The sequence below is a fragment of the Rhizobium skierniewicense genome (assembly GCF_014196515.1).
GTDB lineage: Bacteria > Pseudomonadota > Alphaproteobacteria > Rhizobiales > Rhizobiaceae > Agrobacterium > Agrobacterium skierniewicense.
The window spans coordinates 83,685-104,448 of record NZ_JACIDV010000003.1; the positions used below are offsets into that span (position 1 = coordinate 83,685).

A 20,764-nucleotide genomic window follows, 5' to 3' on the forward strand; every position below is an offset into this window, starting at 1 on the left:
CTCTCAAGGCGGTGGAAAGTTCTGTCGCATCCTGATCATTTCGCGGTCAAAGTCGCGCCCGTGTCGAGCGCGGCGTTGAAAGCAGCAGGCTTGTCTCGCTTCCCGTAATGCCCGGCACGAGACGGATTCGACGCAAAACGGAATCGAAGCCTGCCAATGTGGAGGCGCTGAGTTCTGCGATAAGATCCCAGCGGCCATTGGTGGTGTGTATCTCGGATATTTCTGGAAACCCGCCCAGCGCACGGATCACCTTCTCGGTAACGTGCCCCTGTATCTCGATCATCATGATGCCACGGACGGCTTCTTCGACGGCATCCGCGCGCAAGATCACGGTGAAACCCAAAATGGCACCGCTCTGCTCCAGACGCTCGATCCGGGCGCGGACGGTTGCCCGCGATGAGGACGTCTCGAGGGCGAGGTCGGATATGCTGCGCCGACCATTGTGCCGCAGCAGCGTAACGAGCCTCGTATCCAGGTCATCCATGGCGTATCACTTTGGCTATTAAGATGATCGAAATGATAGATCAAACTGTAAAAATTGCCAATATTGATTGTTCAATTCGCCGCGTCGTCATGTTTGAATTCTCACACTGATGACTGGGGAGAATAGTCGATGGATTGCACGCTGATTGGAGTGCCCTTGCAAATCGGTGCAGGGCAACTGGGTTGTGAAATGGGGCCGAGCGCCCTGCGCATCGCCGGGTTGAAAACCGCGCTGGAAGAACTGGGCCACACCGTGGCCGATATCGGCAATGTCTTGCCCGCACCCTTTCGCAAGTTCGATCATCCGAACAAGGCCGTGCATCATCTGGATGAAACCGTTGCCTGGACCGAAGCGCTGATGGAGGTTGCCTATCGCGAGAGCGAAAATGCGATGCCGATCTTTTTGGGGGGCGATCATGCGCTCTCGGCTGGCAGCGTGGTGGGTGTTGCCAGGCGTGCAGCACAACGCAACCGGCCGCTTTTCGTGTTGTGGCTGGATGCGCACACGGATTATCATACCCTGCAGACGACGCGCAGCGGCAACCTGCATGGCACTCCGGTTGCTTATTATAGCGGTCGCGACGGCTTCGACGGTTATTTCCCTCCCGTTCCCAACCCTGTCGATCCCGCGAATATCTGCATGATCGGTATTCGCAGTGTCGATCCCGCCGAAAGTGCCGCCTTGGGCGAAACCGGCGTGACGATCCACGATATGCGGATGATTGATGAACATGGTGTGGGTGTGCTTTTGCGCGCCTTTCTGGAGCGGGTGACCGCTGCCCACGGCCTTCTGCACGTCAGTCTGGATGTCGATTTTCTGGACCCTTCCATCGCGCCCGCCGTCGGCACGACCGTTCCCGGTGGGGCGACGTTCCGGGAGGCGCATCTGGTGATGGAAATGCTGTGCGACAGCGGGCTGGTCTCCAGTCTCGATCTGGTCGAGCTCAATCCGTTTCTCGATGAGCGCGGGAGAACCGCGCGTCTGATGGTGGACCTGACCGCAAGCCTGATGGGCAAACGCGTTCTGGACCGCCCAACGAGAGCCGGATGAGGGTGCAGCCATGACATTCAATCAACATCTCAACACTGTTCCCTTCGTCAGCGTCGATCATATGATGAAGTTGGTGCTGACCGTGGGTATCGACACGTTCCTGCGGGAACTGGCCGAGGTTATCGAAGAGGACTTTCGGCGGTGGGAAACCTTCGACAAGACCCCGCGGATTGCGGCCCATTCCCCTGATGGTGTCATCGAGCTGATGCCGACGAGCGATGGCACGCTCTACGGCTTCAAATACGTCAACGGCCATCCGAAGAACACCAGGCAAGGCCGCCAGACGGTGACGGCATTCGGCGTGTTGTCGGATGTGGGCAACGGCTACCCCATGCTGCTCTCGGAAATGACGATCCTCACCGCTTTGCGAACGGCAGCCACATCGGCCGTCGTCGCTAGGTATCTGGCCCGCAAGGACGCGCGCTCGATGGCGATCATCGGCAACGGCGCGCAGAGTGAGTTTCAGGCGCGCGCCTTCAAGTCCATTATGGGCATCGACACCCTTAAACTGTTCGATATCGATCCGGCGGCCAGTGCGAAATGCCAGCGCAATCTGGAGGGGCTGGGATTTTCCATCGAGATCTGCGACAGCGCCGAACGCGCCGTGGAAGGCGTTGAGATCATCACCACTGTCACGGCGGACAAGCAATGCGCCACGATCCTGACCGACAACATGGTCGGCCCTGGCGTTCACATCAACGCCGTCGGTGGTGACTGCCCCGGTAAAACCGAATTGCACCGGAATATCCTGCTGCGCTCGGATATCTTCGTGGAGTATCCGCCACAAACCCGTGTTGAAGGTGAAATCCAGCAATTGGCGAAGGATCATCCCGTGACCGAGCTGTGGCAGGTCATGACGGGTGCGGCCGACGGGCGAACGTCAGAGGGACAGATCACCCTTTTCGATAGCGTCGGTTTTGCGACGGAAGATTTTTCCGCTCTGCGCTACGTCAGATCGAAGCTTGAGGCGACGGGCCTCTACGAAGAGCTCGATCTCCTGGCCGATCCCGACGAACCGCGCGATCTCTATGGCATGCTGCTGAGATGCGAGGCATCGTTAAAATCACGCGCGGCATTGGCATCATAGCCGCGGTTGCCGGTTTCGGCGGGCCACCATCTGCTCACGCCAGATGGTGAACAGGCCCGCCGCAACCACGATGGCCGCGCCAATCAGCATGTTTATCGTCAAAATCTCGCCGTAGATGGTGATGCCAACGATGGAGACGAGCACAAGCTGATAATAGGAAAATGGCTGGACCGACGCCGCATCGGCCAGCTCGAAAGCACGGATCAGCAGGTAGTGGCCGGTCATGCCCGTCACGCAAAGCGCCGCCATCCAGCCCCAGTCGCCCGGCGCCATGTTGACCCAGTAGAATGGCCCGATCAGTGTCAGGGCAATCGCACCGGGAACGCCGGTATAGAAGAAGCTCGTCATGGCCGGATCGCTGCGGCTGGCCAGCCGCGTCATCACACCGTAAAGGGCAAGCAGCACGGCGGCTGCAAATGTGATCAAAAGCGTGGCGTCGAAGCCGCTCTCGTCGGGCTTGAGAATAACGATCACCCCGAGGCAACCGACGAGAATCGCCGACCAGCGCCGCCATCCAACTTTCTCGTTGAGGATGGGTACCGAGAGTGCCGCGACGATCAGCGGAACGGACGCGAATATCGAATGCGTATGGGCCAGGCCCACCAGCGAGAAAGAGAAGATCGAAAGCACGATCTGCACGGCCAGAACGACGCCACGGCTTGCCTGCAACCATGGTCTGTCCGTCGAAATGGCCTTGCGAATGCCACCACTCGATCTCATCGCAAGAATGATCACAAAGATGGCGAAGGCCCAATAGCGCAGCATCGTGACGAAGACGGGCGGATAGGCGGAACCCAGATGCTTCGATATGCCGTCCTGCGCTGCAAAAATCGTGAAGGCGGCAAGCGCGTAAAGGTAACCGATAGACTGGGAGGGCATTAGAAAACTCTGATGTTGGGCAGATGAGGACGGGGAGGCCGTCCCTCGTATTAGACGATTATCATCTGATTCAACACCCGTGACAGCCGATGAAAATGGCTCAATCCGCGGAAAGAGCGCGATAACGCTCCACGACCGTCGTCAACACCTGGTCGATCGGCCTGGCGTTCCAGGTGTTTGAAAAAATCTCGACCTCCTGCGGACCCGTAAAACCGGCCGTCTCGATCATTCTGCGAAACGCCTTGAGGTCAATCACACCGTCGCCCATCATCCCGCGATCATTGAGTGGATCCGTCGTCGGCACCAGCCAGTCGCAGATATGGTGCGCGAGAATCTGCCCATTTCGACCCGCGCGCGCCATCTGTTCCTCCAGTTCCGGGTCCCACCAGACGTGGTAGACGTCGATGGCGACGCCGGTGCCTTCACCCAGCCTGTCGCACAGATCGAGCGATTGCTTGAGCGTGTTGAAGCATGCGCGGTCCGCCGCATAAAAGGGGTGCAGCGGCTCGATGGCCAGCGGCACGCCGGCCTGTCTGGCATAGGGCAGCAATGCCGCCATGCCGTCCTCCACCATCTGTCGGGCGCCGTTGATGTCCTTGGAGCCGACGGGCAAACCGCCGACGACCAGCACCAGGCAATCGGCGTTCATGGCGGCGGCTTCATCGACGGCGCGTTTGTTGTCTTCGATTGCATCGCGCCTTCCCTGCGCGTCATGAGCGGGAAAAAACCCGCCCCGGCAGTGACCGGACAGCCTTATACCGTTCTGTGCGACGATCCGTGCCGCCTCTTCAAGGCCCACGCCATGCACATGGTCCCGCCACGGCGAAATCGTTGTGATGCCGTGGTGGAGACATGCGTCCACCAGGGTGGCGAAAGATCCGCCCTGTTTGATGGTGGCGAAGTTAATGGAAAGTCCTTCAAGGCTCATGTCATGGCCTCCTCAAAAGTTGCCCGCACGGGTTCCATCCATCTCAATTGACGCCCCGCACACTGAGAAACGTCTTCATGCGCTGGGTCGCAAGGTCGGTGTCTGCAAGAACATTGGCCTTGTCCGCCAGCCGGAAAAGTTCGGCGAAATGCAGAGTTGAACGGGTGCTCTCCTGCCCGCCGATCATGGTGAAATGGTCCTGCAGGCCGTTGAGGTAGGCCAGAAACACCACACCTGTTTTGTAAAAGCGCGTGGGTGCCTTGAAGATGTGTCGCGATAGCGCCACCGTCGGCTCCAGCGTATCGAAGAACTCTGCTTCGTTACCCTGCTTCAGACTGGCCAGCGCCCTGGACGCCGCTGGAGCGATGGCGTCGAAGATGCCGAGCAAGGCATCGGAATGTCCGTAGCTGTCGCCGGCAATCAGTTCGGCGTAGTTGAAATCGTCACCCGTATACATGCGCACCAGAGCGGGAAGGCGGCGGCGCATGGCGATTTCCTTTTCCTTCGACAGAAGCGAAATCTTGATGCCGTCGATCTTGTCCACGTTGGCAGCAATCATGTCGATGCAGGTGTCCATCGCCGCCATATGGTCGGACGAACCCCAGTACCCTTCCAGCGCGGGATCGAACATTTCACCGAGCCAGTGAATGACGACTTTTTCATTGGCGTGGGCGAGCACACGGGCATAGGTCTCGAGATATTCATCCGGGGAACGAGCGCTGGCCGCCAGTGCGCGGCTGGCCATCAGAATGACGCGCCCGCCCTGGCCTTGGACAAAGTCCAGCTGTTCCTGATAGGCATCGACGATCTGGTCGAGACTGTAGCCGGTGCCGGTCAGATGGTCGGTTCCAACACCGCAGGCAATCAAAGCATCCGAGCGGCTTGCCGCTTCCTTCAAGGCCCGCGTGATGAGTTCCTGCGCCTGTGACCAGCCAAGACCCATGCCGCGCTGGGCGGTGTCCATGGCTTCTGCGACGCCGAGACCCAGGTCCCACAGCCGGTGCCGGAAGGCAAGCGTAGCATCCCAGTCGATGGCCGGTGTCAGCCAGGGGTCGTTGTCGGCCAGCGGGTCTGCCACTACATGCGCGGCGGCGAAGGCCACGCGGTTGAAATCGGCAGCATCGCGTCTTTCCAGCGCGATCGGTGTACCGGTCAAGCGGTAGGTTTCGGTGGAGCGATCATGTCTCGGTAGCCTCAGTTCTGTCATCCCGGTCACCTCAGACAATCGCGGGAACGTCGAGCCAGCGGCGCTCCTTCCAGGATTTCAGCCCCAGTTCTGCAAGCTGCACGCCCTTGACACCTTCCATCAGTCCGTAAGGCCACGGCTCGTCATCGGCCAGATGCCGCACGAACATTTCCCACTGTGCCTTGAAGCCGTTGTCGTAGACCACGTTGTCCGGCACTTCCTGCCAGGTCTTGTAGAAATCGATCGTCTGTGGCTGGTCGGGGTTCCACACGGGCTTTGGTGTGTTGGTGCGGTGCTGCGTCCAGCATTTGGTCAGGCCCGCCACCGCCGAACCGTGGGTACCGTCTACCTGAAAGGTGACGAGATCGTCGCGGCGAACGCGCACGGCCCAGGACGAGTTGATATGGGCGATGACACCGCCCTCAAGCTCGAATGTGGCATAGGCCGCGTCGTCGGCATCTGCCACATAGGCGTTGCCCTGCTCATCGAAGCGTTGCGGAATATGGGTTGCGCCCAGGCAACTGACGGCTTTGACGTCGCCGAACAGATTGTCCAGCACATAGCGCCAGTGGCACAGCATATCGAGAATGATGCCGCCGCCGTCTTTTGCGCGGTAGTTCCAGGAGGGGCGCTGCGCCGGTTGCCAGTCGCCTTCGAAAACCCAATATCCGAACTCGCCGCGTACGGAGAGAATCTTGCCGAAAAAACCGCTGTCGCGCAGCATGGCCAGTTTGCGAAGACCCGGCAGGAAAAGCTTGTCCTGCACCACGCCGTGCTTGATACCGGCGCTTTCTGCCAGCCTTGCCACGGCAATGGCCTCCTCCAGAGTGTCGGAAATCGGCTTTTCGCAATAGACGTTCTTGCCCGCCTGGATGGCTTTGGTCAGCAGACTGCCGCGCATCTGCGTCGTCCCGGCATCGAAAAACAAGGTGTCGTCAGGGTTGGCCAGAGCCGAATCGATATCGGTCGTCCAGCGCTCGACGTTGTGCTTTTGGGCGATGGCCTCGATCTTATCGCCATTGCGACCCACCAATATGGGGTCCAGCATGACCTTCTCGCCGCTCTTCAGCGTAACCCCACCCTGATCTCGGATCGCAAGAACAGAGCGGACGAGATGCTGGTTATACCCCATGCGGCCGGTGATGCCGTGCATGATGACGCCGATACGTTGCATGAAAATTCCTCCCAAAGCATCCCACTCCCGTCAGGACGCAATTTTATCAGATCGAAAATTTGTAACTGTTTGGTTATTTGTGATTGTCGAACCGGCTTTCTGTCAAGTGGTTTTTCAGATGAAAACGCGGAGGTGAACAGAAACGGAAATTTCCAGGAGCGGTGACGAGGCGTCCCACATCCTTTGCGCCTTCGCACATGCGAAGGTTGCGGCGATTGTTCTTGTTATATAAATTAGCTTCAGATGTTAAAGCGGCCGCAGTGCAGCAATGACCGTGTTGACGATGTGCTGGCCCCAACGCTCCAGCTCGGCGGGTGCCACGAGATCCCGCTGAAAGATCGTCGAGAGCGTATAGCGGTTGGAAAGATAGAAAAATCCAAGCGACGCAATCGTCAGATAAACATCGACCGGATCGAGACCCGGACGAAAGTCGCCGGTCTTTTCACCGCGCAAAAGCACATCCTTCAATTCGGATATGAAGTTCGAATGCATTTCCGTAATCGTCGAGGATTGTCGCAAGTATCTGGCCTGATTGAGATTTTCAGTCGCCAGAATGCTCAGGAATTCCGGGTGGTCAAGAAAGTAGTGCCACGTGAACAGGGCCAGTTCCCGCAAACCTTCCACCGGTGGCTTGCGGGTCAGATCCAGCCGATGTTCGGCATTGCGGATGTGCTGATAGGCATCTTCCAGCACGGCCAGATAGAGCGCATCCTTGTCGCCGAAATAGTGGTAGATCATTCGCTTGTTGGTGCCGGCGCGTCTTGCAACCACATCGATCCGCGCACCGGCCAACCCCTTGGCCGCCACCTCACGGCGGGCGGCTTCCAGAATGGCTGCGCGTGTTCGCTCGGGATTGCGAGATTGCGCTGCTGCCTTCTTTCGTGTTGAAGTTGGCTTGGCCCCGGTTTCCTCGTTTGTGTCTTCGGTCGCCGGTTTGCTGGTTTCATCCATCTTCAAAGGTCGCTTGACAATGCTGTTGATCGGTGTTCCCATGTAACCAGATAGTTATAAAACGGCAAGTCTTCATTGCCGTCATCATTCAATTTGGCATTCAATTAGGGAGGAGTTGCCAATGTCCATGATGCTACAGAGGCGTGCCGTACTTTCGGCAGGTCTGGCTGCGCTTTCGCTTGCGGCGGTGGGTGGAGGACCCGCTTTCGCACAGGCTGCGCGAATTCGTTTGTTGTGGTGGGGCTCTCAGGAGCGCGCTGACCGCACCAACAAGGCAATCGCTGCCTTCAAGCAGGTCAAGCCCGATCTCGATATCGCCGGGGAGTTCGCCGGGTGGTCGGATTACTGGCCCCGTCTGGCCACGCAGGTCGCCGGACGCAACGCGCCGGATCTCATCCAGATGGATTATCGGTATATTTTCGAATATGCCCGTCGCGGTGCTCTGGCGCCCCTTGATGATTATCTCGGCAAGTCGCTGAAGATCGATGATTTCGGCACCCCGAACATCGATTCCGGCCGAGTTGACGGCAAGCTTTACGGCATCAATCTCGGCGTGAATTCATCCGCCGTGTTTTATGACGCCAAGGGCTGGGAAAAGACCGGTGCCAAGCCACCATCGGCTGGCCAGTCATGGGAAGACTTTGCCAAGAACGCGGCAGAGTTCGGCAAGAACAAGCCCAAGCCCGGCTATTATGCCACAGCCGATGCCAGTGGCGTCGAGCCGAGCTTTGAAAACTGGCTGCGTCAGAAAAACAAATCGCTGTTCGTTGAAGGCGGCGGTTTGGGGTACGATGCCAAGGACGCCGGCGAATGGTTTGCCATGTGGGCGGCCATGCGCGAGGCCGGAGCCTGCGTCCCCGCTGACATTCAGGCGCTCGATCAGCTGAACATCGAAAGCAATGCATTGACGACCGGCAAGGCGGCAACGGCATTCGCCCACTCCAACCAGTTCGTCGGCTATCAGGCCATCAACAAGGCCAAGCTGTCGATCACATCCTATCCGAAGGTCGCGGCAGACAGCCCGTCCGGTCATTATCTGAAGCCATCGATGCTGATGAGCGTGGCCAATGGTAGTGCTGGTATCGAGGCTGCGGTGGATTTCATCAACTTCCTCGTGGCCGTGCCTGAAGGTGTGGATATCCTCGGCGTCGAACGCGGCGTTCCTGCGTCTGCGTCCATGCGGGATCAGCTCAGCCCCAAGCTCAACGAGGTCAGCAAGGCGATGGTCGATTACATCGCCGAGGTTACGCCGGGTGTGGGGGCATTGCCACCGTCACCACCTCCGGGTGCCGGCGAGTTCGCCTTCGTGCTCAAGCGCACCTCGGAAGAGGTCGGTTTCGGCAGAATGACGCCTGAGCAAGGCGGCAAACAGCTGGTGACCGAAGCGGAAACCGTGATCAAACGGAAGTAACGATCCATGACGTTTCGATCCGAACCGATAACAGGAGAGGGCCGGTCTGCGGCTCTTCCAGGGCAGGGCCGTGTGCGAAAAGCGTTTGATCGCAATTTTCACGCCTATGTGTTTCTGCTGCCGTGGCTCATCGGCTTTTTCGGCCTGACGCTTGGTCCCGCGCTGGCGTCGCTCTATCTGTCGTTCACGAATTACGATCTGCTGCAATCGCCAGATTGGGTGGGCGCTTCCAACTATGTGCGCATCGCAACTGCCGATCCAAAATTCGCAGCCGCCATGAAGGTCACGTTCACCTACGTCCTTTTGTCCGTGCCGCTGAAACTGATCTTCGCTCTGATGGTCGCCATGGCGTTCAACCGCGGCATCAAGGGGCTGACAATGTATCGCGCGGTCTTTTACCTGCCGTCGCTGCTCGGCTCCAGCGTTGCAATCGCCGTCCTCTGGCGTCAGCTTTTCGCCTCCGACGGTCTGGTCAACATGGTCCTGTGGCAGGCCTTCGGGTACGAAGGCCCAAGCTGGATTTCCAATCCGGACTATTCGATCTATACGCTGGTCATCCTGTCTGTCTGGCAGTTCGGTTCGCCAATGATCATCTTCCTCGCCGGTTTGCGTCAAATCCCGCAGGACATGTACGAGGCGGCGGAAATGGATGGAGCGGGCAAGATGCGTCAGTTTTTCCGCATCACCTTGCCATTGTTGACGCCCGTGATCTTTTTCAACGCGGTCATCCAGACGATCGATGCCTTCAAGGCCTTCACACCTGCCTTCATCATCTCGGAAGGGTCCGGCGGTCCGATCAATTCGACGCTGTTCTACACGCTCTATCTCTATCAGGAAGCATTCGGCTTCTTCCGCATGGGATATGCCTCGGCCCTGGCCTGGATTCTTGTCGTTATCATCTCGCTCTTCACGGCCTTTTCCTTCCTGAGCGCACGTTACTGGGTGCATTACGATGACTGATGCCGTCTCTTCGCTTCGTCCTGGGCAAACGGTGCAGCGTCCGCTGTGGAAGTCGGTTCTGCTCCACGCCGTTCTGATCGCCGCCTCCATCGCCATGATGTACCCGATCCTGTGGATGATCTCGGGTTCGTTCCGCCCGCAGGATGAACTTTTCGGCTCATCCTCACTCATTCCCTCGTCGATTGACTGGGGCGGGTATATCAGAGGCTGGACCGGTCTTCAGGTCTCGTTCGGGCAGTTCTTCTGGAACTCGTTCTTCATCTCGGTTCTGGCAACCTTCGGCAACGTGGTCGGGTGTTCGCTCGCCGCTTTCGCCTTTGCGCGCCTCCGGTTCGGCGGACGGAATTTCTGGTTTGCGCTCATGCTGGGCACCTTGATGCTGCCCTATCATGTGGTGCTCATCCCGCAATATATCCTGTTTCTGGAGCTGGGCTGGGTCAACACGTCGCTGCCGCTGATCGTGCCGAAATATCTGGCGACCGATGCCTTCTTCATCTTCCTCATGGTCCAGTTCTTCCGGGGTATTCCGCGGGAGCTGGATGAGGCGGCGGTCATGGATGGATGCAGCCCGTTCCGGATCTACTGGAAAATCATGCTGCCGCTGTCGTCGCCGGTTCTGGCTACGGCTGCCATCTTCTCCTTCATCTGGACCTGGGACGACTTCTTCGGACCGCTGATCTATCTCAGCGATATCAACACCTACACGGTTCAGCTCGGCCTTCGCTCCTTCGTGGACAGTACCGGCAGTTCGGACTGGACGGCGCTGTTTGCCATGTCCAACCTCTCGCTCATTCCTGTTTTCCTTTTCTTCCTCTTCTTCCAGCGCCTCCTCATTGAGGGCATTGCCACCACTGGCATGAAGCGCTGACATCAAGGCATTGCACCATGAAACCCGTTCGGTTTGCGACAATCGGTATCAACCACAACCACATCTTCGGACAGACGAGCTGCATGCTTGCGGCCGGTGCCGAGCATGTCGGCTTTCACGCCATCGAAGATGATCTGGCGCAGGAATATGCGCAGGCCTTCCCCCATGTTCCCCGCGTCGATGACAAGCGCCGTTTGCTGGACGATCCCGCAATCGACCTCATCATCAGCGCGGGTATTCCCGATGAGCGGGCGGCCCTTGCCATCGAGGTCATGCGCGCCGGCAAGGATGTGATGGTCGACAAGCCCGGCATGGTAACGCTGGCGCAACTGGACGAGGTCAAGAAAGTTCAGGCGGAAACCGGCCGGATCTTTTCGGTGCTTTATTCCGAGCATTTTGAAAACCCCGCCACGGTCAAGGCTGGCGAACTGATCGCGGCTGGCGCCATTGGCAAACTGGTCTCCATGGCGGGTTTCGGCCCACACCGGTTGAGGGCATCCACCCGCCCGGCATGGTTCTTCGAGCGGCAGCGCTATGGCGGCATTCTGGTCGATATCGCCTCCCACCAGTGCGAACAGTTCCTGTTCTTCACCAATGCGCAGGAGGCCGATATCCTGTTTGCGAAGGTCGCCAACAAGGCCAATCCGCAGACACCGGACCTGCAGGACAGCGGCGATATTCATCTGTCGACCAAGGGCGTGGACGGCTTCATTCGGGTCGATTGGTTCACCCCGGATGGTCTGTCGAGCTGGGGGGATGGGCGCCTGTTCCTCACCGGCACGGAAGGTGCGATCGAAATCCGAAAGAATATCGATGTGGCCGGACGTGAAGGTGCAAACCATCTGTTCCTGACCGACAAGACCGGCATGCATTATTTCGATTGCTCCAATGTGCCGCTGCCCTATGGCTCGCAGCTCCTGTCGGATATCCGCAATCGCACCGAGACTGCCATGCCGCAGGCGCGCTGCTTTGCAGCGATGGAGATCGCTCTCAAAGCTCAACAATTTGCGGAGGGTCATCAACATGGCTAAGCGTTACAGAGTGGGCATCATCGGCTGCGGTATCGGCAGAACGCATATCGAGGAAGGCTACGCCGCCCATCCTGATAAATACGACGTCGCATATCTTTGCGATCTGGATGAGGTGAGGTTGAACGCCGTTGCAGACGCGTTCGGCGTCAAGGGCCGCACCCGGTCCTCCGACGAACTCATGGCCATGGATGACATCGACATTATCGATATCTGCACGCCTCCCGCCATTCACACAAAACTCGTTTTGCAGGGGCTGGCTGCCGGAAAACACGTTGTCTGTGAAAAGCCGCTGACAGGCTCGCTCAAGGAACTGGACGATGTGGCCGCTGCCGAAGCGAGCGCCAAAGGCGTGCTGATGCCGATCTACCAGTATCGCTATGGCACAGGCGTGCAGCAGGCACGTCGTATCATCGACAGCGGTCTGGCCGGCAAACCCTATGCCGGGACGGTCGAGACATTCTGGAAGCGTGGCGCGGCCTATTACGACAATCCTTGGCGCGGGCGCTGGGCAACCGAACTTGGCGGCGTGCTGATGACCCATGCCATCCACAACCATGACATGCTGACCTATCTGATGGGGCCGGTGGAGCGGGTGTTTGCCCGCACCGCAACCCGCGTGAATGCCATTGAAGTTGAAGACTGCGTATCGGCCAGTTTCCTGATGGAAAGCGGTGCGCTTGTGTCGTCCACCTCCACGCTCGGCTCTCAGGATGAGATCAGCCGGTTGCGGCTGGCCTTTGAAAACGTCATGTTCGAAAGCAACACCGAACCCTATTCACCCGGCGATGGACCCTGGCGCATCTTGCCCGCCAACGACGAGATCGGCGCCAGGATCGAAGCTCTGCTTGCGGACATCGTCCCCACCGGGCGTCGCTTTACGGGGCAGATGGAAGCCTTTTACCACACGCTGGAAAGCGGCGAGAAGCCGCCGGTCACCTCGGAAGATGCAAGGCGTTCGTTGTCGCTCATCGCAGCGATCTATCATTCCAACGAGACGAAAACGGATGTCGCCCTGCCGATTACCCGGGATCATCCGAAATATATCAGCTGGCGACCATAAGCGTCGGATGCGAGGAACACTATGGCTAGCAGCATTACCCTTGAAAAGATCGTCAAGCGTTTCGGCGCTTTCCCCGTCGTGCACGGCATCGACCTTCAGATAGAACCGGGCGAGTTCACCGTTTTCGTCGGCCCCTCCGGCTGCGGAAAATCCACGCTGTTGCGGATGATCGCGGGGCTTGAGGAGATTTCCGATGGAGAGCTTCGTATCGACGGTCAGCGCGTCAACGACACAGCCGCTTCCAAGCGTGGTATCGCCATGGTGTTCCAGTCCTACGCGCTTTACCCGCATATGAGCGTCTACAAGAACCTCGCTTTCGGTCTGGAAACCGCTGGATACAAGAAGCCGGAAATCGAGGCGCGCGTCCAGAAGGCGGCAGACGTGTTGCAGATCGGGCCTCTCCTGCAACGCAAGCCAAAGGCGCTGTCGGGCGGGCAACGGCAGCGCGTGGCCATTGGTCGTGCCATCGTCCGGGAGCCGAAAATCTTCCTCTTCGATGAACCCTTGTCGAACCTGGATGCGGAACTGCGTGTGCAGATGCGGGTGGAAATCGCCAAGCTTCACCAGAAGCTCGGCAGCACGATGATCTACGTCACCCATGACCAGGTCGAGGCCATGACCATGGCCGACAAGATCGTCGTGCTGCGCGAAGGCAAGATCATGCAGGTCGGGCGTCCGCTCGATCTTTATAACAGGCCGGACAACCAGTTCGTGGCGGGCTTTATCGGGTCGCCGAAAATGAACTTTCTGGCAGCAAAGCTTGTCGCATCCGATACCGCTCGCCGCACCATCGAGATTGCCGGTCAGCACATCGTGCTGGAGCGTCCTCTGGACGCCAAAATCGATGAAGCGCTGACATTCGGCATTCGTCCTGAACATATTCAGGCGCAGACACAATCATCCACGTTGGGCGAGGGCGATATCCAGCTTGTCGAGCATCTGGGCGGATCAACCGTCATCTACACCAACACAGCCGATGGCCAGCCCGTAACTGTTCTGCTGGAGGGGCAAAAGCAGTTTCGCATGGGAGAAAAAGTCCCGTTGTCCTTCGACCTCGCCAATGCGCACGTCTTCGGCAGTGATGGACGCCGGGTGTAATGGCACCACCGCATTGCGGAGAATGTATGCCGATTAGAATTTTCGGCTGAGAAATCGCGAGCCTGCCAGCCCGAAACGCCAGGGCTGCTCCACGCCTTTCGATATGCCGATGCGCTGGCCGGTGACTGTCGAGATGATATCGGCGCCATGCGAAACGGCGATGGGCTCTTTCGTCACGGGCAGACCGTCCATGTCTTGCGTGATCCCAAGCGCTTGCGTCAGTTTTCCCGGCCCCGAGCAAAGATTGGCAATGTCATCGGTGTTGCGCCGCAGTTTCATCAGGTCGATACCGTGGGTGGGTTCGATGGCGCGGATCAGAACCGCCGAACCCGGTGTGCAAACGATATTGGCGCACCAGTGCAGTCCGTAGGATCTGTAGACATAGAGGTGTCCGTGGAGCCCGAACATCGTCCTGTTGCGTCGGGTCGGTCCATTGAAACTGTGCGATGCCGGATCGTCGGGACTATAGGCCTCGGTTTCGACGATGATCCCGCCCGTATTGTTCACGCGAAATGCGCAGCCAATCAGGTCTTTGGCGACCGTCACGGCGTCTCTCAGATAATAACTCTGCGGAAGGAGGTTCATGCGGGCTCGCGCGTGAGGGAACAACACGGAGAAAGTGCTGTTATGGTTTGATGAGATGACATCAATAGTCGAATATCCGATCGCAAGGAGAACAGCATGATCGATGGGAAAGTTGCACTGGTCACCGGTGCGGGCTCCGGAATTGGCAGAGCATCCGCATTTGCGCTTGCCAGGGAAGGCTATCACATCGGCGTTCTCGGCCGCACGAAAGAAGAGCTGGATGCGGTTGTCGATGATATTGTCGCGCAAGGGTTCAAGGCAGTCGCGCTCCTGGCAGATGTCTCGGACGAAGCCCAGATGGATGAAGCGACAGTGAAGCTGGTCGACCACTTCGGTCGGATCGATGTGGTGGTGGCCAATGCCGGCATCAACGGCGTGTGGGCGCCCATTGAGGACCTGACGCCGGACGAGTGGGACAAAACCATGAGCGTCAACCTGCGCGGTACCTATCTCACCATCCACAAAACCGTGCCGCATCTCAAAAAGCACGGCGGTTCGATCGTGATCGTTTCCTCGATCAATGGCACCAGAACCTTCACCTCGCCAGGTGCCACAGCCTACAGCGTGACCAAGGCAGGACAGCTGGCGATGGCACAGCAGCTGGCGCTGGAACTGGCCCGTTATGGCATCCGCGTCAATGCCGTCTGCCCTGGCGCCATCGAAACCGATATCGATGACAACACGCAGATCCGCGATAGAGAAGAGACGGCCATTCCCGTCGAATGGCCACAGGGCGAAATCCCCATTTCCAAGGGACATCCGGGAACCAGCGAGGACGTGGCCGATCTCGTCGTGTTTCTGGCGGGCTCGAAATCGCGCCATATCACCGGTAGCCCGGTCTGGATCGATGGCGGGCAAGGCCTGCTCGTCTGATCTGCGCCGTCACAGCCTTGTGTTCGTATGATTAACGAAACAGTAACGCAAATTCACGAAGCTTTGTCTCGCGACGTGGTTGCCGTCATCCGGTCAACTTCTTTATGTACGGTTTCCATGAATAAGGCGGGCAAGACTCTTTATGGCGTATACAGATCTTCTAGGGTTGGTTCCCGTGAGGCTGCGGAAATTCATGGACGCATCCGTGCGTGTGGCATCGGTGGCGGCGCTGTGCGGCGCTTTGGCCGCATGCACATCCATGGGTTTCGATACCGCCTCAAAGGAACCGCCGAAGCTGTCGTCCAAAGTCGCCGCCTCCATGGCCTCCAAGGGAATGAAGCCAGAAAGCCCCGTGCTCGTGCGCATCTTCAAGCAGGAGAGCGAACTTGAAGTGTGGAAGGTGGACAAGTCAGGCAACTACGCGCTGTTCAAGACTTACCCCATGTGCCGCTGGTCGGGTAAACTCGGCCCCAAGACCAAAAGCGGTGACAGGCAGGCACCTGAAGGTTTCTACCATGTCTCGGCAGGCATGCTGAACCCGAATTCGCAGTTTTATGTGTCGTTCAATCTCGGCTACCCGAACCGGCTGGAATCCGCGATGGGCTATACCGGCGAGGCGCTGATGGTACATGGCGCGTGTTCCTCGTCGGGTTGCTACGCCATGACGGACCAGCAGGTGGGTGAAATCTATGCGATTGTCGATCGAGCGCTCAAAGGCGGGCAAGACAGGTTCCAGGTTCAGGCCTATCCGTTTCGCATGACGGCCAAGAACATGGCGGCCTATAAGGATGACCCGAACTTCCCGTTCTGGAAGACCCTTAAGGAAGGCTATGACAGTTTCGAACTGACAAGACGTCAGCCGAAAGTCTCCGTCTGTGGCCGTCGCTATGTCTTCAACAGTGAATTCTCTGGCGGGGAGCCTACCGATCCGCTCGCGGCATGTCCCGCAGTTATCAACCAGACGGAACCCGCCGTAGCCGCCAAGCTGAGTGCCGAGAACCAAAAGCTCGTTGCAGCACTGAACGAGGGAACCTCCAGCGCAGTCAACTCTTATGTCGATGGCGGCATGCATCCCAGCTTCCGCGCCATTTTGAAGAACAATGGCGCAAAGAGCATGGCGGAAAAGGTATCCGGCACGAAATACCCGATCAGCCGCCCGGAAGCGGCCCTCGCTGACCCCTTTGCGGGCTCGCGATAACAGACTGACAAGGACACCGATTGAAAATGGACTATACGACGCGCAGGTCTTTCCTCTTGGGTACCGGAGGATTGGCCATAACGGCGCTTGCCGGATGTAACACCACGCCGCGCGAGGTGACGCAGCGGACAGTTCGTCCTGTCGCGGATCCGTTCTATGCCGAAATTTATGGGCCGAAGCCGGATGAGCAGTTCCCGCTGCCAGCCATCCCATACGAAAAAATCGACCCGCGCTTTTATCGTCAGATGGTGGATAACCCCACGGGCGAACGTCCTGGTGTCATCGTGGTGGATACCGCCAACCATTTTCTCTACCTGACCTATGAGGGCAATCAGGCCATGCGCTATGGCGTCGGCCTCGGCCGTGCCGGTTTCGAATGGTCGGGCAGGGGCGTCATCCAGTACAAGCGCCAATGGCCGCGCTGGACACCGCCGGACGAGATGGTAGCGCGCCAGCCGGAACTTGTGCCTTACAGTGCTGCCAATGGCGGTATGGAGCCGGGCCTCAAGAACCCGCTCGGCGCTCGTGCACTCTACATCTTCAAAGACGGACAGGACACGATCTATCGTCTGCACGGTTCGCCGGAATGGTGGAGCATCGGTAAGTCGGTGTCATCGGGCTGCGTACGGTTGATGAACCAGGACATCATCGATCTTTACAACCGCGTGCCCGACGGCACACCGATTGTCGTCATGGCCGGTGCGGGTGCGTCGCAATCGCAATCGATGGCCGTGGCACCGGGCTTGGCACCCATGCAGGATCAGCCCTACCCGGACCCATATTATTGAGCGGAAAAGCGCTTGGCTCAGTGGGAGGGAATGTTTCCTTCCCACTCGACGCAAACGGATGCGCCTTGGGATGATGGCGTTGGAAACTGGGTGAGCTGTGCCTTCAGGCTCTGCGCCATGGCAGAGATCAGCCTTGTGCCAAGGCCGGTACCCTTGGGCGGATTGGTACTGTCCATGCCGACGCCATCGTCTTCGACAATGAGCCGCACGAGACTGCCGTCCATCGTCAGAAGAATGCGAATTTCGCCGACACCACCGGGATAGGCATATTTCAACGCGTTGGTTGTCAACTCGGTCACGATCACGCCCAGTGCCACGGCCTGGTCGGGTGAGGCCTTGACGGCTTCCATCTGTGTGGAGATCTGGACTTTTTCGCTGTCGCGGGCGGATTTGGCAAGATCCTGAATGATGGACGACAGATAGGAATCGAGTTCGACCTCGCCGACATTGTAGGCCGTGTAGAGGCTGCGATGAACGCCGGCGATGGCGGAAATGCGGCTCTGCGTTTCCAGAAGCGCGGTGCGGGCCTCGGCCGTCGTCACGGCGTTCAGCTGCATGCGGATCATGGCTGACACAAGAGAGAGACTGTTGGCGATCCGGTGGTTCATTTCCTTGGAAATCAGTTCGGCCCGCTCTTTCGCCTGCACCAACTGCCGCTCGGCCTCTTCCTTTTCCCGGCGAAGCTGGAAGTTATCAAGGGCGTGATGGATGGAATTCAGCAGAAGCGGGAAGAAATCGTCTGCGACATTCTTGATCACATAGTCGGCCGCACCGGCTTTCAACGCATCGATGGCAATCTGGGCCTCGCTGGCTCCGGTCACATAGAGTACCGGAATCACCCGGCAGGCATCGCCGATTGCGGCGAGGAACTGAAGGCCCGTGCCGTTCTGGAAATAATGGTCCAGAACCACGGCATCGAACGTGCCGGCGTGAAATTCTTCGAGGCCCGAAGACACGGAGGACGCATGAATGACGTCTATGTCATGCCGACCCAGCACGCGCTGGGCGAGCTTAGCAAGGGTAGGATCGTCATCAACATAGAGTATTCGTAAAGTCATTAAGCGTTCACGGGACCTGAATTACGGAGAAGAAAAGACCGAGATTTCTGATGGCGGTTGCAAACCCCTCATAGTCCACTGGCTTGGTAATATAGACATTCGCGCCGAGATCATAGCATTTCTGGATCTCGGTTTCGTCATCTGTCGTCGTCAGTACCACAACCGGAAGGCGTTTGGTGTATTCATTGTTTTTGATTGCTTCAAGAATTTTAATGCCCGACGTATCCGGTAAATTGAGATCCAGCAGGATCAGCAGGTAACGGTCCTTGCTGACCAAACCGTCCCGTTCAGGACCCAGGATGAAATCCAGCGCCTCATGGCCGAGCGTGAACGGCACGATCTTGTTGTTCACACCTGCGCGGCGCACATTCTTTTCAATGAGGCGCGCGTGCCCCTCGTCGTCTTCGATCATGACGATCGTGACTTCTTGTCCCGTTGCTTTCATATGTCGTTCCCTCGCGTTATTTTCCGTAGATCTGTCGGCAATGTCAGGTGAAACGTGCTTCCTTTGCCGAGCTCGGACGCGACAGTAATGTCTCCACCTAAATTTCTGATGAGCGATCGAACATGGGCGAGGCCAATGCCTTCCCCCTGCTGGTCCTGCGTTCCCGCGCGGCGGAAAAGCTCGAAAATGCGTTCCAGATCGTCTTCGGCCACACCGCGACCATTATCGCTCACGTCAATGCGAACGATACCGCGCCCTTGCGGCAGAATACGGGCGGTCAATTCCAGGGGACGACCGGGCATCTGGTATTTCACGGCATTGTCGAACAGATTCCCGAGAATCTGGTCGATCGAAATCCTGTCGGTCACGACCGTGAAGCTCTGCACGTCCACATCGATTTTCCCACCGACGGCGCTCACCTGATGCTGCACGCTTGCCCCCGCCGTCATCAGCAAATCTTTCAGATCCACCTTCTCGGCCTGCAGCTTTCGGCGGCCATCACGCGAAATCTTGAGAATGGCGTTGATCAATTGGTCCATCTTGCGGGTCGAAGAGCGGATGAAGCGCATGGCTTCCGGCAGGTCTTCTTCCACGGCCAGCCTGGCATCGCGCACATCATTGTCGGATAGCGGCTTGCCATCCGCCAGCACGAAAGCCTGAACGGGCTTCAAGGACGCATCGAATTCAGACAGAAAGCCCATGATGTTGACCAGTGGTGCCCGCAGATCATGCGTCACGATATAGGCGAACTTCTGGATTTCCTGGTTGGCGCGGACAAGGTCTCTGGTGCGCTCGTCGACGCGCTCTTCCAGCCCCCTGTTCAGTTCGTCTACTTCTTCACGCGAACGCATGAGCTCGCGGATATATTTCATCATCAGCACCACAGCGCCGGTCAGCACGGCAAGGATGGCGATAGCGCCGATGACGGTCACCCACCGCAAATTTTCGGCGGCCGCCAATTGATCTGCGACGATGATGCGCAGCCGGTTGTCGGCCGTTTCCTGGTAACGACCGAGCGTGGCTCTGATATCACGCATATAGGCAAGGCCGGTATCGCTGCGCACCAACTCGATGGCATCGGACGTGCGGTTGTCGTTCATCAACTGAATAGCTCGTCCGATCTCGGCCATTTTGGCGTCGAGGTTGGATTGGAACTGGGGCAGATCGTCGAGATATTCGGCTTTGTTACCGATACGCTCGACAAGCCTTTGCCGTTTTTCACCCAAGGTCTTCAGCGCGTCCTGATAGGGCGCGAGATAGCGCTCGTCACCGGTCAGAAGGTAGCCTCGCTGGCCCGTTTCTGCATCCTGTATCGCGGTCAGGACGTCCAGAATGGAAGCGCGCAAACGACGCAGTTCAGCGGTTTCCTGCGAGTATTTATTGTTCGCCTGCACAAGCCATAGCGAGGTCGCAACCATGCCGACAAGCAGCAGGACGCCCAAACCGAACATGATCATTGTTCGCCTAACGAACGCAGATAGTTTTGCCAACCCAGACCCCGTAGCTTTTAAGTTTGTTCGTACGTATCCAGCGTCTATCCCATATGCAAGACGTTGCCGCATTAATGGTTAAGTTGTTCGCTTTTATCGACGAACGCGCTGGCGCGAAGCTGAACTGTTTCACAAAAAAAGCCCACCGCTTTGCTTGCTG

At 58.0% G+C, this 20,764-nt stretch carries 21 protein-coding genes; 11 read left to right on the forward strand and 10 right to left on the reverse strand.

Annotated elements, in window-relative coordinates:
* Window positions 1-46: 46 nt before the first annotated feature.
* Window positions 47-484, reverse strand: coding sequence for an Lrp/AsnC family transcriptional regulator (locus GGQ73_RS05430; RefSeq protein ID WP_174156006.1), 438 nt, complete (start codon window positions 482-484; stop codon window positions 47-49).
* A gap of 129 nt (window positions 485-613) precedes the next feature.
* On the opposite strand from GGQ73_RS05430, the gene rocF reads away from it, so the two are divergent.
* Window positions 614-1,534 carry an arginase gene (gene rocF, locus GGQ73_RS05435; RefSeq protein ID WP_183894603.1) on the forward strand — a complete coding sequence of 307 codons (921 nt, stop codon included), beginning with the start codon at window positions 614-616 and terminating at the stop codon, window positions 1,532-1,534.
* Window positions 1,535-1,544: 10 nt separating this feature from the next.
* A complete protein-coding gene (locus tag GGQ73_RS05440; protein WP_174156008.1) occupies window positions 1,545-2,621 on the forward strand; it encodes an ornithine cyclodeaminase in 1,077 nt (358 codons plus the stop codon).
* Here the strand turns inward: GGQ73_RS05440 and GGQ73_RS05445 are convergent.
* The 5 genes from GGQ73_RS05445 to GGQ73_RS05465 all read right to left on the reverse strand — a co-directional run bounded on the left by GGQ73_RS05445 (window position 2,616) and on the right by GGQ73_RS05465 (window position 7,739).
* A complete protein-coding gene (locus GGQ73_RS05445) occupies window positions 2,616-3,500 on the reverse strand; it encodes a DMT family transporter (RefSeq protein ID WP_174156009.1) in 885 nt (294 codons plus the stop codon). The two genes, GGQ73_RS05440 and GGQ73_RS05445, sit on opposite strands and share 6 nt — an antisense overlap.
* A gap of 100 nt (window positions 3,501-3,600) precedes the next feature.
* On the reverse strand, window positions 3,601-4,428 hold the full coding sequence (locus tag GGQ73_RS05450) for a sugar phosphate isomerase/epimerase family protein (protein ID WP_183894605.1): 828 nt from the start codon (window positions 4,426-4,428) through the stop codon (window positions 3,601-3,603).
* Between the two features lie 43 nt (window positions 4,429-4,471).
* Window positions 4,472-5,635 carry a dihydrodipicolinate synthase family protein gene (locus GGQ73_RS05455; protein ID WP_183894607.1) on the reverse strand — a complete coding sequence of 388 codons (1,164 nt, stop codon included), beginning with the start codon at window positions 5,633-5,635 and terminating at the stop codon, window positions 4,472-4,474.
* Window positions 5,636-5,645: 10 nt separating this feature from the next.
* Window positions 5,646-6,788 (reverse strand): Gfo/Idh/MocA family protein, encoded by a 1,143-nt coding sequence (locus tag GGQ73_RS05460; RefSeq protein WP_183894609.1) that lies wholly within the window; start codon window positions 6,786-6,788, stop codon window positions 5,646-5,648.
* A gap of 246 nt (window positions 6,789-7,034) precedes the next feature.
* Window positions 7,035-7,739, reverse strand: a complete 705-nt coding sequence (locus GGQ73_RS05465; protein ID WP_174156013.1) for a TetR/AcrR family transcriptional regulator — start codon at window positions 7,737-7,739, stop codon at window positions 7,035-7,037.
* A 121-nt stretch (window positions 7,740-7,860) separates the two neighbouring features.
* Between GGQ73_RS05465 and GGQ73_RS05470 the strand changes: the two genes are divergently transcribed.
* Genes GGQ73_RS05470 through GGQ73_RS05495 form a run of 6 tightly spaced genes read left to right on the forward strand, consistent with a single transcriptional unit; the run spans window position 7,861 to window position 14,167 of the window.
* Window positions 7,861-9,150 carry an ABC transporter substrate-binding protein gene (locus GGQ73_RS05470; protein WP_183894611.1) on the forward strand — a complete coding sequence of 430 codons (1,290 nt, stop codon included), beginning with the start codon at window positions 7,861-7,863 and terminating at the stop codon, window positions 9,148-9,150.
* A gap of 6 nt (window positions 9,151-9,156) precedes the next feature.
* Window positions 9,157-10,110, forward strand: a complete 954-nt coding sequence (locus GGQ73_RS05475) for a carbohydrate ABC transporter permease (protein WP_174156015.1) — start codon at window positions 9,157-9,159, stop codon at window positions 10,108-10,110.
* Window positions 10,103-10,978, forward strand: a complete 876-nt coding sequence (locus tag GGQ73_RS05480) for a carbohydrate ABC transporter permease (RefSeq protein WP_174156016.1) — start codon at window positions 10,103-10,105, stop codon at window positions 10,976-10,978. Before GGQ73_RS05475 ends, GGQ73_RS05480 begins: the two co-directional genes overlap by 8 nt.
* A 17-nt stretch (window positions 10,979-10,995) precedes the next feature.
* Window positions 10,996-12,009 (forward strand): Gfo/Idh/MocA family protein, encoded by a 1,014-nt coding sequence (locus GGQ73_RS05485; RefSeq protein ID WP_183894613.1) that lies wholly within the window; start codon window positions 10,996-10,998, stop codon window positions 12,007-12,009.
* On the forward strand, window positions 12,002-13,069 hold the full coding sequence (locus tag GGQ73_RS05490; protein ID WP_183894615.1) for a Gfo/Idh/MocA family protein: 1,068 nt from the start codon (window positions 12,002-12,004) through the stop codon (window positions 13,067-13,069). Before GGQ73_RS05485 ends, GGQ73_RS05490 begins: the two co-directional genes overlap by 8 nt.
* A 21-nt stretch (window positions 13,070-13,090) precedes the next feature.
* Window positions 13,091-14,167, forward strand: coding sequence for an ABC transporter ATP-binding protein (locus GGQ73_RS05495; protein WP_183894617.1), 1,077 nt, complete (start codon window positions 13,091-13,093; stop codon window positions 14,165-14,167).
* Between the two features lie 33 nt (window positions 14,168-14,200).
* On the opposite strand, the gene GGQ73_RS05500 is transcribed toward GGQ73_RS05495, so the two are convergent.
* On the reverse strand, window positions 14,201-14,752 hold the full coding sequence (locus GGQ73_RS05500) for a DNA-3-methyladenine glycosylase (protein WP_183894619.1): 552 nt from the start codon (window positions 14,750-14,752) through the stop codon (window positions 14,201-14,203).
* 96 nt (window positions 14,753-14,848) lie between these two features.
* On the opposite strand from GGQ73_RS05500, the gene GGQ73_RS05505 reads away from it, so the two are divergent.
* The 3 genes from GGQ73_RS05505 (at window position 14,849) to GGQ73_RS05515 (ending at window position 17,611) form a co-directional block, all read left to right on the forward strand.
* On the forward strand, window positions 14,849-15,625 hold the full coding sequence (locus GGQ73_RS05505) for an SDR family oxidoreductase (protein ID WP_174156021.1): 777 nt from the start codon (window positions 14,849-14,851) through the stop codon (window positions 15,623-15,625).
* 193 nt (window positions 15,626-15,818) lie between these two features.
* The gene (locus GGQ73_RS05510; RefSeq protein WP_183895073.1) at window positions 15,819-16,823 is read left to right on the forward strand and encodes a L,D-transpeptidase family protein; all 1,005 of its coding nucleotides are present in this window, start codon (window positions 15,819-15,821) and stop codon (window positions 16,821-16,823) included.
* Between the two features lie 26 nt (window positions 16,824-16,849).
* Window positions 16,850-17,611: a L,D-transpeptidase gene (locus tag GGQ73_RS05515; protein ID WP_183894621.1), complete on the forward strand. Its 762-nt coding sequence runs from the start codon at window positions 16,850-16,852 to the stop codon at window positions 17,609-17,611.
* Window positions 17,612-17,628: 17 nt separating this feature from the next.
* Here the strand turns inward: GGQ73_RS05515 and GGQ73_RS05520 are convergent, their stop codons facing one another.
* From GGQ73_RS05520 to GGQ73_RS05530, 3 genes are read right to left on the reverse strand one after another with little or no spacing between them, the layout of a single operon-like run.
* Window positions 17,629-18,669 (reverse strand): histidine kinase dimerization/phosphoacceptor domain -containing protein, encoded by a 1,041-nt coding sequence (locus GGQ73_RS05520; protein ID WP_183894623.1) that lies wholly within the window; start codon window positions 18,667-18,669, stop codon window positions 17,629-17,631.
* Between the two features lie 7 nt (window positions 18,670-18,676).
* Entirely contained in the window at window positions 18,677-19,114 is a 438-nt protein-coding gene (locus GGQ73_RS05525) for a response regulator (RefSeq protein WP_174156024.1), read from the reverse strand.
* Window positions 19,111-20,565, reverse strand: coding sequence for a sensor histidine kinase (locus GGQ73_RS05530; RefSeq protein WP_183894625.1), 1,455 nt, complete (start codon window positions 20,563-20,565; stop codon window positions 19,111-19,113). The genes GGQ73_RS05525 and GGQ73_RS05530 overlap by 4 nt, the downstream gene beginning before the upstream one ends.
* Between the last annotated feature and the right edge of the window lie 199 nt (window positions 20,566-20,764).